Genomic DNA, 17034 nt, shown 5'->3' on the forward strand with positions numbered 1-17034 from the left:
TCTTGTTTAAATCTTCCCCGGATGTGGAAAAGTAACAGCGGAGACGTTAAAAAGGAGTGATTCGAGATGAATCAGCAAGACATTAAACAAAAAGTGCTTGATGTTCTAGATCACCATAAAGTAGGTTCGCTCGCAACAGTTCAAAAGGGCAAACCGCATTCCCGCTACATGACTTTTTTCCATGACGGGCTGACGATTTACACACCGACAAGCAAGGAAACTCATAAAGCGGAAGAAATTGAGAACAACCCCAATGTCCACATTTTATTAGGCTATGATTGTGAAGGTTTTGGCGACGCATATGTCGAAGTTGCCGGAAAAGCAAAGATCAACAATTCGGCAGAACTCAAGGACAAAATATGGAGTTCCAAATTAGAGCGCTGGTTTGACGGCAAGGATGATCCGAATCTGGTGATTCTTGAAATTGAACCGGAGGATATCAGATTAATGAATGCCGGGGAGAAAACACCGGTCTCACTCGAACTATAAAAAATTTGTGTTTTCAGGGGCGATATGTTATTATGAATAGCTAGTAAGAAAAATAAGCAAATAAAAAAGAAAGTAAACTTCTTTTTTCTGTTTTGAGAGAGAAGCTTACCGCTTCCCAAGCAGCATAACCAGCTGCCCTTATTCTTTTCCTTCATAACAAATCGCCCCTAACGATGAGATGGAAAAAAGACTTTTTTGTTTTACAATTCACACCGGCGCGGCTTCGGAGCCGCAGTGACGATTGAGAGGTAGGGCTTTCGTTGTCTTGTGTTCAAGAAATTTCCATGGTGTTTACTTTCCAGAATGATTCTTCGGAACAATGCTTTATGAATCTAACCCGCCTGACTTGGCGGATGATATAATCTTTATTTGCGTATAGAAAAGAATAAGACAAACCGCCCGGCGTACGCCGGACGGTTTTTTTATTGCAAAAAACACATCGTACTGAAACCTCCTTGTCTTCTTTCCAGTCTTATCTCTAGGATGAAATTGGAGGAAGAATAACGTGCATGTCATTACAACACAAGTACTTTTTATTTTTTGTTTTTTATTGCTGATTCACTCGATAGAAACCTTAGCCTATGCGACAAGGCTTTCCGGAGCTCGCGTTGGATTTATTGCGTCCGCGCTTTCTCTGTTTAATGTCATGGTCATCGTATCCAGAATGTCGAATATGGTGCAGCAGCCCTTTACTGGGCATTTAATTGATGATGCTGGAAAAAACGCACTGGCGATTGTAGGGGAGCAGTTCCGCTTTTTAATTTTCGGATCGACAGTCGGCACCATTTTGGGCATTATCCTGCTCCCGTCTTTTGTCGCTCTTTTTTCACGGGCGATTATTCACTTGGCGGGCGGCGGCGGCTCCGTTTTTCAAGTATTCCGAAAGGGATTCTCGAAACAAGGATTCAAAAATGCCCTTTCCTATTTGCGTCTGCCGTCCATTTCATATGTAAAAGGATTTCATATGCGCTTGATTCCGAAGCGTTTGTTTGTCATCAACATGCTGATCACATCGATTTATACGATTGGTGTGCTTTCGGCTTTATACGCAGGCCTTTTGGCGCCGGAGCGCAGCACGACAGCCGTCATGGCTTCGGGTTTGATCAACGGAATTGCAACGATGCTGCTGGCTATTTTTGTTGATCCTAAGGTATCCGTTCTTGCTGATGATGTGGCAAAAGGAAAACGAAGCTATATCTATTTAAAATGGACCTCTGTCACAATGGTCACATCAAGGGTGGCGGGCACACTCCTCGCCCAGCTCATGTTTATTCCCGGGGCCTACTATATCGCGTGGCTGACAAAGTGGTTTTAATAAGAAAGGCTGGATCATAAAGATCCAGCCTTTTTGCGCTTCCTTATTTATAGTTCCTTAATCCGCGGTCGTACAAAAAATTTCCGAATGGGACGAAAGCGGCGATGAAGCCGGCAGCTGACCATTTCAGCGGCCATTTGACAGAGAAGGTTGCATAAGCCAAGACAAGCAAATACAAAATGAACAACCCGCCGTGAACCGAACCGACAATTGTCACCGCAAGCGGAAGGCCTGCCCAATATTTAAGCGGCATAGCGATGAACAACAGGATTAAGAGTGACATTCCTTCAATAAAACCCATCGTGCGAAGTCTTCCGATCGGCGTGTGCAGCATAAATCGCCCTCCTTGTGGACACGTTTTCATTTTATACTATAAACAATCCGGGGGGGCATATGACAGCTTTCAAAAAATGTTCGGAAAACATTCATTTTTACATGCCTTTTCTAGGGAACTGTACTTGTCATTTACAAAAATACCCGAGATAATGTGTACAAAATCAAAAAAGAAGGATGTTGAAATGAAACTTGACCAGATTGATCTGAATATCATTGAGGAGCTGAAGAAGGACAGCCGTTTGTCGATGAGGGAATTAGGCAGAAAAATTAAGCTGTCGCCTCCATCTGTAACAGAACGGGTAAGACAGCTTGAATCGTTTGGCATCATCAAGCAATACACGCTGGAGGTCGACCAGAAAAAACTGGGGCTTCCCGTTTCCTGCATTGTGGAAGCAACCGTTAAAAACGCGGATTATGAGCGGTTCAAAAGCTATATTCAAACATTGCCGAATATTGAATTTTGCTACCGGATTGCGGGTGCAGCCTGCTATATGCTGAAAATCAATGCCGAAAGCCTCGAAGCGGTAGAAGATTTCATTAACAAAACATCGCCCTACGCGCAAACCGTCACTCACGTCATTTTCTCAGAAATTGACACGAAAAACGGGCGCGGTTAGAGAGTGCCGCGCGAAGTCTGTTATAATAACAGGATGAGCGTGAAAGAAAGAGAAGTGATCAAGCATGTCAAAAACAGTTGTATTAGCTGAAAAACCTTCAGTCGGCCGGGATTTAGCCCGGGTACTGAAGTGCCATAAAAAAGGAAACGGTTATCTCGAAGGCGATCAATATATTGTGACTTGGGCTTTAGGCCATTTGGTGACGCTTGCTGATCCGGAAGGCTACGGAAAAGAATTTCAATCATGGCGCCTAGAGGATCTGCCGATTATCCCAGAACCCTTGAAGCTTGTGGTGATAAAAAAAACCGGAAAGCAGTTCAATGCAGTCAAATCCCAGCTTACCCGTAAAGACGTCAATCAGATTGTCATCGCGACTGACGCAGGCCGGGAAGGTGAGCTTGTTGCGCGCTGGATCATTGAGAAAGCGAATGTCCGAAAACCAATCAAGCGGCTGTGGATTTCATCTGTGACGGATAAAGCGATCAAGGAAGGTTTTCAAAAGCTGCGCAGCGGCAAAGAATATGAAAACCTGTACCATTCTGCCGTCGCCAGAGCGGAAGCGGATTGGATTGTGGGGATCAACGCCACCCGTGCACTTACCACAAAATTCAATGCCCAGCTCTCATGCGGGCGTGTGCAGACTCCGACGCTTGCCATGATTGCAAAGCGCGAGGCAGACATTCAGGCGTTTACGCCCGTTCCGTATTACGGCATACGTGCTGCAGTCGACGGCATGACGCTGACGTGGCAGGATAAGAAATCAAAGCAGACGAGAACGTTCAATCAAGATGTAACAAGCCGTTTGCTAAAAAATCTCCAAGGAAAGCAAGCGGTCGTAGCTGAGCTGAAAAAAACAGCGAAAAAAAGCTTTGCGCCTGCGCTTTATGATTTAACGGAGCTCCAGCGTGACGCCCACAAGCGCTTCGGTTTTTCTGCCAAAGAAACGCTTTCTGTCCTGCAGAAGCTATATGAGCAGCATAAGCTCGTCACATATCCGCGGACGGACTCTAGATTTTTATCCAGTGACATCGTCCCGACGTTAAAAGACCGTCTGGAAGGCATGGAAGTAAAACCGTATGCCCAATATGTCAGCCAAATTAAAAAACGCGGCATTAAATCTCATAAAGGATATGTCAATGACGCGAAGGTGTCAGACCACCACGCGATTATCCCGACCGAAGAGCCGCTCGTTCTCAGCAGTCTGAGTGATAAAGAACGAAAGCTGTATGACCTGATTGCGAAACGTTTCCTGGCTGTATTAATGCCTGCATTCGAATATGAGGAAACAAAGGTCATCGCAGAAATCGGCGGAGAAACCTTTACGGCGAAAGGCAAAACCGTGCAGTCGCAAGGGTGGAAAGCCGTTTATGATATGGCGGAAGAGGATGATGAGCAGGAGGATGACAGAGATCAGACACTTCCTGCGCTTCAAAAAGGCGACACACTTGCCGTCCGCACGTTAACGGAAACAAGCGGCCAAACGAAGCCGCCTGCCCGCTTTAATGAAGGGACCTTGCTGTCAGCGATGGAAAACCCAAGCGCGTTTATGCAGGGAGAAGAAAAAGGCCTCGTCAAAACGCTTGGAGAAACAGGCGGCCTCGGCACGGTGGCAACGCGTGCCGACATTATTGAAAAACTGTTCAACAGCTTTTTAATCGAGAAAAAAGGCCAAGATATTTTTATCACATCTAAAGGAAAACAGCTCCTGCAGCTTGTTCCGGAGGATCTGAAATCACCGGCCTTAACAGCAGAATGGGAGCAAAAGCTGTCTGCGATCGCGGCCGGCAAATTGAAATCGGCTGTTTTTATTAAAGATATGAAGGCTTACGCTCACCAAACGGTAAAAGAAATCAAAAACAGCAGCCAAACCTTCCGACATGACAACATTACGGGAACGGCATGTCCGGAATGCGGCAAAATGATGCTGAAAGTAAACGGCAAACGCGGGACGATGCTCGTGTGCCAAGATCGTGAATGCGGAAGCAGAAAAACGATTGCCCGAAAAACAAACGCACGCTGCCCAAATTGCCATAAAAGAATGGAGCTTCGCGGCCAAGGCGAGGGCCAAACCTTTGCGTGTGTGTGCGGTCACCGTGAAAAGCTCTCTGTATTTGAAAAACGAAAAAACAAAGACAAAGCGCGTGCTACCAAACGGGACGTATCCTCTTATATGAAAAAACAAAATAAAGATGAGCCGATTAACAACGCGCTGGCAGAACAGCTGAAAAAACTCGGTTTGGATAAATAATAAAAAAACCTGTGCCTATCGCACAGGTTTTTTATTGGACTTAGGTCCTGTTTTCTTAATGTTCAAAAAGGGAAAAAAAAGCTAGCAATCTGCATTTTTTTTCTTTTATAGTAAATGTACTTTGTAACATGGCAGTCATATTTTCGTCTATAACTATTTGTGAGCGTCTGATTTGCTTCAGGCGACAAAGGGGGATTTGCCTGTGAGGCATGTACTAATTGCTGTCATCTTATTCTTCTTATCTATCGGACTTTCCGCAGGGTGTGCTGAAGCTGGAAACAAGACCCAAAATCAGTCGGCGACAGAAGTGAATGCCAGCCCGCTCCAGCCGGCGGAATATTTCATCTATCACAATTTAATGAATGACAAAGGGCTGATCAAAACCGATTTTTCAGACCAGCCTTCTTACTTGTCGGAATCTCTCGGACTGTGGATGGAGTTTCTGCTCAGCAAAAATGACGCACCACATTTCCAGGATCAATATCAGCATCTGACTGATTCATTTCTGATGAGCAATCACTTGGTGACGTGGAAGATTCAAAATGGCCAAGCGAGCGGGACGAATGCGCTGATAGATGATATGAGAATTATGCTGTCTCTTGACCAAGCCGCCGCAAAATGGGGCCGCAGCGACTACGCGCAAACGGCTAGGGATATCGGCACGTCTTTGAAGACATACAATATGAACAACGGGTTTTTTACAGACTTTTACGACTCACAGGCCGCTTCAAAGGATGTGACGCTTTCATACGTCATGCCTGATGCCTTAGCTGTCTTAAAGAAGAATGGAATCATAGACGAAGAAACAGAACAGCGGAATGCCAATGTTCTCTATTCAGCTCCTTTAAAAAATGGCTTTCTGCCGAAGACATACAGCTCGGAGACGAAGGAATACACATATGATAGTGAAATCAACCTGATTGATCAGCTTTACGCTGCTTGGCATTTGCCGGAAGGGGATGAAAAAGCATCTGTTTTAGCGGACTGGATCAAGCAGGAATTTCAGAAAAACGGAAAGCTGTACGGGCGGTATTCGGCATATACGAAGGAGCCTGCCGTCCAATATGAGTCTCCATCCGTATATGCCTTAGCCGTATTGTTTTTGACAAAACAGCATGAAAACAGTTCTGTCATCAAAGCCATATATGATAGAATGAATGACTTTGAAATTCATGATCCGGTGAAATCGTATTATGGAGGCTATATGAGCGGCACTCAGACGCATTCATTTGACAATCTGCTGCCGCTGTTAGCCGAAAGGAAGCTTTTTAATGAAAATATCATTCAGTGAATCACAAAAATTATTTGCTTATTTTTCAGGGCTCATCGCGGCCCTGTCTTTGTTTATTTATTATGTGTCAGCCCAGCAATCAGAAGGTGCTCTGATCCTTTGCATCACATTTGGCGTCATCGCCGCAGGCATCTGGTTCGGCCCGATTTACGCGCTGGCAGTGACCTTAATCGTACTCTTTGTTCTCGGCACCTTAATGATGTTTTTCCAGACTGGACAGACATCGCTCTTTCCGGCTGAGGAAGGGCTGCGAATGCTTGTCGTGTGGGGAATCGCGCTTTTGCTGTTTTCTTTTATTTCTGGAAGAATCCACGATATTACAGCAGAGCTTCGGCGCTCAATGACACGGCTTCAATCCGAAATTAAAAGCTATGTTGCTGTTGACAGAGTGACTGGTTTTGATAACAAGCAAAGGATGAAGCTGGAACTTTCAGAAGAAATCAAGCGGGCGGAGCGCTACGGCAATTCTTTTGTGTTTTTGCTGCTCCATATGCATTATTTCAAAGAGTTTAAGTCTTTGTACGGTGAAAAAGAAACGGACCGCCTCTTCCAATATGTCGGTCAGCAAATCAGGACAAGCGTTCGGGAAACGGATAAGAAATTCCGTCCCTCTGACGAGCGTATCGGGATCGTGCTGACGCACACGCCTGCTGAACATATGCCGGCCGTTCTGACTAAGCTGAAGAAACAATTGGATACATATCAGCTGGAAAATGGAAAGTATGTGTCGCTTACGTTCCACGTTTGCTATTTGCCCTACCGCAACGATATCCAAACAGCTGATCAATTTTTAGAAGAACTGGAAAACGAGATGATGATGAATGAACTATAAAGGAATCACATTGCTATGCGTCATGATGCTTCTATTTTCAGCTATTGCGTCTTTTCCCGTTTCTGCGCAAGCGAAAGATCAGGATGCCGGCATTCTCATCATCTACTCAACCTTGGACGGCAAAGAGTCGTCACAAGTCAAAATGCTCGATTTGCTTGCGGGCCACTTTACATCCCATGTGACAGTCAAAAAAGATTCAGACGTTGAAGCGTCGGATTTCAAAGGGAAAGACCATGTGATTTATTACGGCCAAACGAAAAGAAAGCTCAGCCAAAAATTGCTGTCTCTTATCAGCGGCGTGAAAAAACCGGTTGTCGCCATTGGCTATAACGCAGGCCAAATCAGCCAATTTTCTGGGCTTTCATTAGCCCGCAAAGAAAATGTGTTTCAGGTTCACAGCAGGTCAGAAAAGGCCGATGTGTCTCTGGAAAGCGGGCTTAACGTGCTGAGTGTATCAGGCCTGAAAGGAACGGCGCTTTACACCTTCAAAGCGGATGAAGGCACAACGCATTCTTTTATATGGAAAACAAAAAAAGGGAATGTGTACATTGGATTAACAAATTTGTTAAATGACAATTTGATCGTGGCGAAACAGCTCAGAGAAGCTTTCGGAGAGAAGGCGGGGACGACGTTATTGTATTTGCGTCTCGAGGATATCAGCCCGATGTCTGATGAAAAACTGCTGCTTCAAGCCGGTACATACCTGCATAAGCGGCATATTCCTTTTATCCTGGCGGTCATTCCGGTTTACTTGAATCCGGAAACAGGCGACAAAGTGTATTTGTCTAATCAACCGAAGATGGTCAAGGTGCTGAAGAAGCTGCAAAGCATGGGCGGCAGTATCATAGTTCACGGCTATACTCACGCTTATCGCTACAGTGAAACAGGAGAGGGATTTGAATTTTGGGATGCAAAGGCGGATCAGCCGATTACATCCGGAAATGCCGAAGACCCCCCGTCCATTTTGGAGAAAGAACAGGACTTCCCGAACGAACAAGCCTATCACAGCTATCTTGAACCATTTCGGGAAAAGGAAGAAACGTATACAAAACAAAAACTGACGCGTGCCATTGAGGATTTGACATCATCGGGTCTTTACCCGCTGGCGTTTGAAGCGCCGCATTACACGATGTCCGAATATGGCTATCAAATCGCCTCGCAGTATTTTACAAGCATTTTCGGCCAGGTCCAGCTCAGCAGCACAACATGGAAAACATCCGGTGCACCTCCGTTTGTGACTGCTCCTTCGATGCTGCACGGAATGACGCTTTATCCGGAAACGATCGGCTTTGTCGACACATCGAAGCAAAACCCGCTCGGTGAGATGGAGGAGCATATCTCCCAGATGATTGATTTTGAAGGCGGAGTAGCCGGAGGATTTTATCACCCGTACCTTGGGATGAAATATCTGCCTGAGCTGGTTGATCAGATGGAACGCATTCCAGACAGTGAATGGCTTGATTTAAAGAAAACGAAACAAACCGTCAAAACAGACAAAGTGGAAATTCATACAAGCGGTGACGGAACGATTCAGGTGAAAAACGGCGTAAGCCCCATTTACGAGTTTTTCGATCATCACCGGCAAACCCCTCTGGAAAAGGCGTTATGGATTCTCTCCGCTGTTGTGCTCTTATTTGTCATCATGTTTGTCAGTTATACGTTTTACTTGAGAGCCACATTGAAAAAACGAATTTTTAAGGAGAGAAGAAGCCTTGGGTAATACGCTGTTCTTTATCTCGCTAAGTTTAATATGGGTTATGCTTCTCTACCACATGTTCCTCATGCAGGGCGGGTTTCGCCACTATATGACCTTCGAACGGAATATCCCGAAGTGGAGAGAAAATATGAAGGAACTGCCGAAGGTCAGCGTCCTCATCCCGGCGCATAACGAAGAGGTTGTGATTCGGCAGACGCTGAAGGCCATGGTCAACCTTTATTATCCGAAGGACCGGCTGGAGATTATCGTCGTTAATGATAATTCATCAGACCGGACGGGTGATATCGTCAATGAATTTTCCGAGAAATACGATTTCATCAAAATGGTGATTACGAAGCCGCCAAATGCAGGAAAAGGAAAATCCTCTGCACTTAACTCGGGTTTTGCCGAATCGAACGGCGATGTGATCTGTGTGTATGACGCCGACAACACGCCTGAGAAAATGGCCGTGTATTACCTCGTGCTCGGCCTGATGAATGACGAAAAGGCAGGCGCCGTGGTAGGGAAATTCCGCGTCATCAATGCGGCAAAGACGCTGCTGACGAGGTTTATTAATATCGAAACGATCTGTTTTCAGTGGATGGCCCAGGGAGGCAGATGGAAGTGGTTCAAAATCGCCACGATCCCAGGCACCAACTTCGCGATCCGCAGAAGCATTATCGAAAAGCTCGGAGGCTGGGATGACAAAGCGCTCGCTGAGGATACTGAGCTGACCATCCGGGTATATAATCTCGGCTATCACATCCGCTTTTTCCCTGCCGCCATCACGTGGGAGCAGGAACCGGAAACATGGAAGGTATGGTGGCGCCAGCGCACCCGATGGGCGCGCGGCAATCAATATGTCGTGCTCAAATTTTTGGCGCAGTTTTTTAAGCTGAAACGAAAACGGATTATCTTTGATTTGTTTTATTTTTTCTTTACGTACTTCCTGTTTTTCTTTGGCGTGATCATGTCAAATGCGATTTTTGTAGTGAATTTGTTTTATGATTTGCATTTGTCTGTTGGATTTTTGGCAATGATTCTCTGGATTTTGGCGTTTTTCTTATTTATGACAGAGGTCATGATTACGTTGAGCATTGAAAAAACAGAAATGAACAAGCAAAACTTTTTTATCGTATTTCTCATGTACTTCACATACTCGCAGGCATGGATTGTGCTTGTTATCTACTCTTTATTCGTAGAAATCAAGCACCGTTTATTCAAGCAAGAGGTCAAATGGTACAAGACAGAACGATACAATCAACATAAAAGCGGGTGACCTTTTTGAAACAAATAATGATTTTTCTCACAAGCTTCATGCTGCTGGCGATGACTGGACAAACGGCTCTTGCCAAAGACGTACAGGTCAGCGGTTCGCTCCTTGGGAAAAGCAGCCAAGAACAAGCCAAACAGCAGGTGCTGACAAGCGAGCTGATTACACTGTATGGATCAAAAGACAGCGCAGAGCTGACGTATCAGATCCCGGCAGGCGCCTCTTCGGGCAATCAGCAATTGGTAATCGAATACGAGGCATCAAATCTTTTAATTTCTCCATCATCGTTAACGGTTGTCATTGATGATGAACCGGTCAAGACGTTAAAGCTTGATGGTGATTCCAAACGGAAAACAGTGAAGCTGAATCTGAATAAAAGCCAGTCTGCGCAAGGCTATCACAACGTATCGCTGAAATTCTACGGCGTAATGAAAGAGGGCGTGTGCGTCAGACAGGATACATCAGGCAACTGGATCAAAATTTATCCGGACAGCCGGCTGACACTTGCTGACAGCAGTGAAGCGAAGGGAACGTCGCTGGACCATTATCCGTATCCTTTCGCCCAATCTGGAAATACAGCGGAAGAAACAGCTATCGTCATTCCGGATAACCCAAGTTCAGCAGAAATAGAAGCTGCTGTTAAAACAGAAGGCTATTTGAAAACGGTGGACAGCAGTGTCAGTATTGCGTATGTCACGGAATCTGAACTGAAAAAAATCGATAAGCCGACGATTGTTATCGGCGTGGACAAGCATTGGAACGGCAAAGTGAAAAAACTGTTGAAACAAGCCGGGCTACAGGCAAAAGGAGAAAACCTTCTGCTTGCGGAGCGGGTGCTGAAAGCAGAGGGCAAACAGCAGCCGGTTCTGTTTGCGCAAGCGGCGTCCGAGGACGCGCTCACAAAAAAAATCAGCGTGATGACAGATCAGACATATACAGGCCAGCTCAGCGGCGATACACTTTCAATCAGCAAGCTTCAGCAGACTGAAAAAAAAGAAAGCGATAAGCTGACCCTTGAGAATTTTGGAGCGGGTGATATCACAATTGGAGCCGACAAAACATCTTCAGCACATTATTTTTATCCGGCTTCGGCTGTTTTAGATGAAAACCAATCGGCGAAGCTGTCGCTTAAACTGAAAAAGTCTGAAACGATTCAAGCCTCAACGGCTGAAAACGAGTCAGCCTCTCAGGCTGCAGAACTGAAAGTGATGATCAACGGCCAGCCGCACTCGGTCCGGCTTGATGAATTAGGAAAAGAAGATAAAAACGGATTCTATCATGTCACAGTGAAAGTGGACCCTAAGCTGCTGCAAAAAAACCGCTACATTGATATTCAGTTCGTCACGACCGGTTTAAAGGAAAACAACCCTTGTAACACCACTGATGAAGAAAAGTGGGTTTTTATCGATAAAAACAGTACATTATCATACGCCATCAAAGGCATGTCCCCGTCAGCGGATTTTCAAGAGTGGCCGCTGCCTTACGCCGGAAACCAGGATCAAACAACGTTAATCGTGCTTCCTGACACCGTAAGCCAATCGAAGCTAGAGGAGCTTTCTCTCGTAACAGAATCCTTTGGCAACGAAGCACAGCATTCATATACGGTAAAGAAATCATCTGACGTTACAGCAAATGATGCGAAAGGACGAAACCTCATTTTCATAGGAGGGATCAATCAATTTTCTCTTCTGAAGGAGAAATCATCAGATCTGCTTGTGCCGCAGGAAAAGAACGGCTCGTTTGATGTATCTAGTTTCGAGATGCTGAATGAGACGACAAAACAAGTGGTATTTACCCAAGCATCGGTTTGGGATTCACGCTATACAATGGCTGTCTTTGCACCGTCAAAAGGAGATGGCACGGCTGTCACAAAAGAGATCATCAGTTATCTGAACAGCAACGATGAGTCGGCAACCGTCCTTAATGAAACAAACAGCCAGCAGGTGTTTACAAACCACCAGCAGCTCAAATCGGAAACAAACAGTTCCGATGCAGAACAACCAACACAGGATCATAGCCAGAAATGGATGTATATTGGTGTGCTGGCACTCATTATGGTGGTTGCGGCAGTGTTCATTTGGATTGCCGTAAGACGCAAAAAAAGAAAGACAGATACAGAATAAAACAGAGGCGATTTTAGCCTCTGTTTTTTTATTTTTGGTAAGTAAATTCCATTTGTGGAACCTGTCATTTTATTTTTTTCTCTCAGCCAATAAGCCTCTTTACAACGTGCGGGAACGGGAGTATGATCTCTTTTAGAAAACAAATCGCTTAATCTGAAATCAGAGCGGGGGACCCAATAGAACGGCTTTTTGCCGTTGGGGTGAATCCTTTTTAGGTAGGGCTAACTCTCATATGCCCGAATCCGTCAGCTAACCTCGTAAGCGTTCGTGAGAGGAGATGAATGAAACCTGTGTTCGATGTTATGGCACAGGGGCATCCGTTTGCCTCTGTGTTTTTTGTTGTTCATTTTTGAATGCAAATCGCATACAGAGACATCATAGCAGAAAGGACTATCATCAACATGTGAGAGCAAGACACTGATGGATGTTTTATTGTTTTAATTGAAAAATGAGAAATTAAAAGGGGAAGACATCGATGTATCATTCAATCAAACGTTTTTTGATTGGGAAACCACTAAAATCCCAAGCAGCTGGAGAGCAAAAACTGACGAAATTAAAAGCCTTGGCTATGCTTTCCTCAGATGCGCTGTCATCTGTCGCATATGGGACAGAACAAATTCTAATCATTTTGGCAACAATCAGTGCAGCCGCATTTTGGTACTCCATTCCGATTGCGGTTGGCGTTCTCATCTTGCTGCTCGCACTGATTCTTTCATACAGGCAAATTATTTACGCTTATCCGCAGGGCGGCGGGGCGTATATCGTTTCTAAAGAAAATCTCGGTGAAAAACCGGGATTGATTGCGGGCGGTTCATTGCTTGTTGATTATATTTTAACAGTAGCGGTAAGTATTTCCGCAGGCACGGATGCCATCACGTCAGCCTTTCCTGCATTGCATGATTATCATGTGCCGATCGCTATTTTTCTCGTGTTAGTGATTATGATTTTGAACCTGCGCGGGCTTTCGGAATCAGCATCCATACTTGCCTACCCGGTTTATCTGTTTGTGGTGGCGCTTTTGGTTCTCATTGCAGTCGGGTTGTTTAAACTTATGACAGGACAAATAGACCAGCCAGCCCATCATACATCGCTCGGCACACCTGTAGCCGGCATTACGCTATTTTTGCTGCTTAAGGCTTTTTCCTCCGGATGCTCAGCGTTGACCGGGGTTGAGGCCATTTCTAATGCGATTCCTGCATTCAAAAACCCGCCTGCGCGAAACGCGGCAAGAACGCTTGCGATGATGGGGATTTTGCTGGCGATTCTGTTTTCCGGCATCACGGTTCTCGCGTACGGGTATGGTACGGCGCCGAAACCTGATGAAACAGTGGTTTCACAAATTGCGTCCGAAACCTTTGGGCGGAATGTGTTCTACTATGTCATCCAAGGTGTCACATCGCTTATTTTGGTTCTTGCGGCAAATACGGGATTCTCAGCCTTCCCGCAGCTTGCCTTCAACCTGGCGAGAGACCAGTATATGCCGCGAATGTTTACAGTCAGGGGCGACCGCTTAGGCTTCTCAAATGGGATTATCTTTTTAGGCTTTGCCTCCATTGTTCTCATTATCTTATTCGGGGGACAGACGGAGCACTTAATCCCGTTATATGCTGTGGGCGTATTTATTCCATTTACGCTTTCACAAACCGGCATGTGCATGAAATGGATCAAGCAAAAACCAAAAGGCTGGATCGGAAAAATGCTGATCAACTCCTGCGGCGCTCTGATATCATTTATGGTTCTATCCATTCTGTTTGTGACGAAGTTTAATGTCGTATGGCCTGTGTTAATCTTTATGCCTATCGTCGTTTTGCTGTTTTTTGCGATTAAAAATCACTATACTGCGGTTGGTGAACAGCTTCGCATCGTAGACAAAGAGCCGGAAGAAATCAAAGGCACCGTTGTGATTGTGCCTGTGGCCGGTGTCACCACCGTCGTGCAAAAATCGATTCACTATGCGAAATCACTGTCCGATCAGGTGATCGCCGTTCACGTGTCATTTGACAGAGAACAGGAAAAGAAATTCGAAAAACGTTGGGAAGAGCTTAATAACGGAGTGCGTCTCGTGACGCTTCACTCCTCTTACAGAAGCCTTGTCCATCCGTTTGATAAGTTTTTGGAAACAGTTGAGGCAAAAGCGAAGAAGGAGCAGTTTTCCGTTATGGTGCTGTTTCCGCAATTTATAACGAAAAAACGCTGGCACACCATCCTTCACAACCAATCGGCCTTCCTCCTCAGAGTCCGGCTGTTCTGGAAAAAGGACATAATGGTTGCCACACTGCCGTATCATTTTAAAAAGTAAAGCTCTAGGACCAAGGGAATCACCTTGGTCCTTTTTAGCGGGAAAAGGAGGTATGGGGGTGTATACACAAGGTGCTTTTGTGATCGTATTGAACGAAAGTCAGCAAATTCTGCTGGTGAAACGAAAAGATGTCCCTCTATGGGATTTGCCGGGCGGCAGGGTTGATCCCGGGGAATCGGCTGAGGAAGCGGCAGTGCGGGAGATATTGGAAGAAACGGGATACAATGCAGCGCTTTCTGCGAAAATAGGTGTTTACCAAAGGCCAAAGTTTCAAGATGAACAGCATCTGTTTTTCGGAAGCATTACAGGCGGACAAGCAATGGCTGACGGCACAGAGACAGCGGGATTAAAGTGGGTTTCCCCGGGGCGTTTGCCGCTTTTTATGGTGCCGAATCGAAAAAGGCAGATCAATGATTTCAAGAACGGCGCTCAAGATGTAAATGTCACCGTCAAGGATAGCGGGTTGCTCGCGGCGATCGACCTGTTGAAAAGAAGACTGGGCAAGTGATTCAGGTCTCCGGGTTTTAAAGCCTTTCTCCTGTGGTATTGAAAAAAGGAAAAAGGAGGATACGTTATGGCACACAAAACTGCAGGACAAGCAATGACAGAGCTGCTTGAGCAATGGGGAGTTGATCATGTATACGGCATCCCCGGAGACAGTATAAATGAGTTTATCGAAGAATTAAGACACGAAAGAAATCAACTGAAGTTCATTCAAACCCGCCACGAAGAGGTAGCGGCACTGGCAGCCGCGGCTGAAGCAAAACTCACCGGCAAGATCGGAGTCTGTCTGTCAATCGCAGGGCCGGGAGCGGTGCACTTATTAAATGGTTTATATGATGCTAAAGCCGACGGCGCCCCTGTGCTGGCGATTGCAGGACAGGTTTCTTCTGGCGAAGTCGGACGGGACTATTTCCAGGAGATTAAGCTGGAGCAAATGTTTGAGGACGTGGCCGTGTTCAACAGAGAGGTACATAGCGCGGAATCACTTCCGGATCTCTTAAATCAGGCGATCAGGACCGCCTACAGCAAAAAAGGCGTTGCGGTATTGAGCGTGTCAGATGATTTGTTTGCGGAGAAAATCAAACGGGAGCCCGTGTATACTTCACCGGTGTATATTGAAGGGAACCTAGAACCGAAAAAAGAACAGCTCGTCACCTGCGCCCAATATATTAATAACGCTAAGAAACCGATTATCCTGGCAGGGCAGGGAATGAAAAAGGCGAAACGGGAGCTCTTAGAATTTGCGGACAAAGCCGCCGCTCCGATCGTTGTTACACTCCCGGCAAAGGGTGTTGTTCCCGATAAGCACCCACATTTTCTCGGCAACCTCGGTCAGATCGGAACAAAGCCGGCTTACGAGGCAATGGAGGAATGTGATTTATTAATCATGCTCGGAACGTCATTCCCGTACCGTGATTATTTGCCTGATGACACGCCGGCGATACAGCTCGATTCAGACCCGGCAAAAATCGGAAAACGGTATCCGGTGACAGCGGGCCTTGTCTGTGATTCGGCTCTCGGTTTGCGCGAATTGACAGAGTATATTGAACGCAAGGAAGACAGAAGATTCCTGAATGCCTGCACAGAACATATGCAGCATTGGTGGAACGAAATTGAAAAAGATGAGACAGAGGCAACAACACCGCTTAAACCTCAGCAGGTCGTGGCCCGTCTTCAGGAAGCGGCAGCCGATGATGCGGTGCTCTCTGTAGATGTCGGCACTGTGACAGTCTGGATGGCGCGTCATTTCAAAATGAACGCGAATCAGGATTTCATCGTTTCCAGCTGGCTTGCGACAATGGGCTGCGGCCTGCCGGGAGCGATTGCAGCGAGCTTGTCCGAACCGGAACGCCAGGCGATCGCCGTCTGCGGTGACGGGGGATTTTCCATGGTCATGCAGGACCTTCCGACCGCCGTTAAATATAAGCTCCCGATCACAGTCGTTATTTTAAACAACGAAAATCTCGGCATGATTGAGTACGAGCAGCAGGTCAAAGGCAATATCGACTATGTCACAAAACTTCAAAATGTCGACTATGCCGCATTTGCAGAAAGCTGCGGAGCAAAGGGCATCAAAGTGACCAAAGCGGAAGAGCTTGCGCCGGCTTTTCATGAGGCGCTGCACTCTGACCAACCGGTCGTAGTGGATGTCATGATTGGAAACGAACCGCCGCTTCCTGGCAAAATCACCTACGGGCAGGCGAAAGGCTTTAGCAAGTACATGCTGAAAAACTTCTTCGAAAACCAAAAATTTGAAATGCCGTCACTGAAGAAAAGTTTGAAACGGTTATTTTAAAAAAACAGGGGCCCTAAGAGCCCTTGTTTTTTTTTTTTTTTTTTGGAAACAAATGTATTTTCAGCATGTTTGAATTCATAAAATGATCGGTATATGTATTAGGAACTGATTTCGCCATACTCGAAACAGACAAAAGGACAAATGCATCTTGTTTCAAAGGAAGATGCATTTGTCCTTGCATGCTTATTCTTATCAAATCTTACAGAACTCTTCTCA

Annotated in this window: 13 protein-coding genes, 1 pseudogene and 1 riboswitch; of the genes and pseudogenes, 12 read left to right on the forward strand and 2 right to left on the reverse strand. The window is 45.8% G+C overall.

Annotation, left to right across the window (positions count from 1 at the left end):
• Positions 1-66: 66 nt before the first annotated feature.
• Both NST22_RS02405 and amj read left to right on the forward strand, forming a co-directional pair.
• The gene (locus NST22_RS02405; RefSeq protein ID WP_003234396.1) at positions 67-489 is read left to right on the forward strand and encodes a pyridoxamine 5'-phosphate oxidase family protein; all 423 of its coding nucleotides are present in this window, start codon (positions 67-69) and stop codon (positions 487-489) included.
• A gap of 505 nt (positions 490-994) precedes the next feature.
• Positions 995-1804, forward strand: a complete 810-nt coding sequence (amj, locus tag NST22_RS02410; RefSeq protein ID WP_003234394.1) for a lipid II flippase Amj — start codon at positions 995-997, stop codon at positions 1802-1804.
• A 43-nt stretch (positions 1805-1847) separates the two neighbouring features.
• Here the strand turns inward: amj and NST22_RS02415 are convergent, their stop codons facing one another.
• Positions 1848-2138 carry a DUF3817 domain-containing protein gene (locus tag NST22_RS02415; RefSeq protein WP_003246602.1) on the reverse strand — a complete coding sequence of 97 codons (291 nt, stop codon included), beginning with the start codon at positions 2136-2138 and terminating at the stop codon, positions 1848-1850.
• Between the two features lie 184 nt (positions 2139-2322).
• On the opposite strand from NST22_RS02415, the gene lrpC reads away from it, so the two are divergent.
• The 10 genes from lrpC to NST22_RS02465 all read left to right on the forward strand — a co-directional run bounded on the left by lrpC (position 2323) and on the right by NST22_RS02465 (position 16818).
• Positions 2323-2757, forward strand: a complete 435-nt coding sequence (lrpC, locus tag NST22_RS02420) for a transcriptional regulator LrpC (RefSeq protein ID WP_003246585.1) — start codon at positions 2323-2325, stop codon at positions 2755-2757.
• 64 nt (positions 2758-2821) lie between these two features.
• Entirely contained in the window at positions 2822-5005 is a 2184-nt protein-coding gene (locus tag NST22_RS02425; protein WP_003246684.1) for a DNA topoisomerase III, read from the forward strand.
• A gap of 202 nt (positions 5006-5207) precedes the next feature.
• The gene (locus NST22_RS02430) at positions 5208-6296 is read left to right on the forward strand and encodes a lipoprotein (RefSeq protein ID WP_003246551.1); all 1089 of its coding nucleotides are present in this window, start codon (positions 5208-5210) and stop codon (positions 6294-6296) included.
• On the forward strand, positions 6277-7128 hold the full coding sequence (epsK, locus tag NST22_RS02435; RefSeq protein WP_003246541.1) for a cyclic-di-GMP receptor EpsK: 852 nt from the start codon (positions 6277-6279) through the stop codon (positions 7126-7128). The genes NST22_RS02430 and epsK overlap by 20 nt, the downstream gene beginning before the upstream one ends.
• Before the next feature lie 10 nt (positions 7129-7138).
• Positions 7139-8848: a DUF2334 domain-containing protein gene (locus NST22_RS02440; protein ID WP_010886408.1), complete on the forward strand. Its 1710-nt coding sequence runs from the start codon at positions 7139-7141 to the stop codon at positions 8846-8848.
• Positions 8841-10103 carry a glycosyltransferase family 2 protein gene (locus NST22_RS02445; RefSeq protein ID WP_003246697.1) on the forward strand — a complete coding sequence of 421 codons (1263 nt, stop codon included), beginning with the start codon at positions 8841-8843 and terminating at the stop codon, positions 10101-10103. Before NST22_RS02440 ends, NST22_RS02445 begins: the two co-directional genes overlap by 8 nt.
• Before the next feature lie 5 nt (positions 10104-10108).
• A complete protein-coding gene (locus tag NST22_RS02450; protein ID WP_003246598.1) occupies positions 10109-12220 on the forward strand; it encodes a cellulose biosynthesis cyclic di-GMP-binding regulatory protein BcsB in 2112 nt (703 codons plus the stop codon).
• A gap of 135 nt (positions 12221-12355) precedes the next feature.
• Positions 12356-12499, forward strand: a riboswitch (cyclic di-AMP (ydaO/yuaA leader).
• Positions 12500-12695: 196 nt separating this feature from the next.
• A complete protein-coding gene (gene kimA, locus NST22_RS02455) occupies positions 12696-14519 on the forward strand; it encodes a potassium transporter KimA (RefSeq protein ID WP_003246693.1) in 1824 nt (607 codons plus the stop codon).
• 58 nt (positions 14520-14577) lie between these two features.
• Positions 14578-15027 carry an 8-oxo-dGTP diphosphatase MutT gene (gene mutT, locus NST22_RS02460; protein WP_003246544.1) on the forward strand — a complete coding sequence of 150 codons (450 nt, stop codon included), beginning with the start codon at positions 14578-14580 and terminating at the stop codon, positions 15025-15027.
• 66 nt (positions 15028-15093) lie between these two features.
• Positions 15094-16818, forward strand: a complete 1725-nt coding sequence (locus NST22_RS02465; RefSeq protein ID WP_003246569.1) for a pyruvate oxidase — start codon at positions 15094-15096, stop codon at positions 16816-16818.
• On the opposite strand, the pseudogene NST22_RS02470 reads toward NST22_RS02465, so the two are convergent.
• Positions 16810-17014: pseudogene (locus NST22_RS02470) on the reverse strand (hypothetical protein). The gene NST22_RS02465 and the pseudogene NST22_RS02470 overlap by 9 nt on opposite strands.
• Positions 17015-17034: the final 20 nt, after the last annotated feature.

Source organism: Bacillus sp. PS237, assembly GCF_037963345.1.
GTDB classification, from domain to species: Bacteria; Bacillota; Bacilli; order Bacillales; family Bacillaceae; genus Bacillus; species Bacillus subtilis.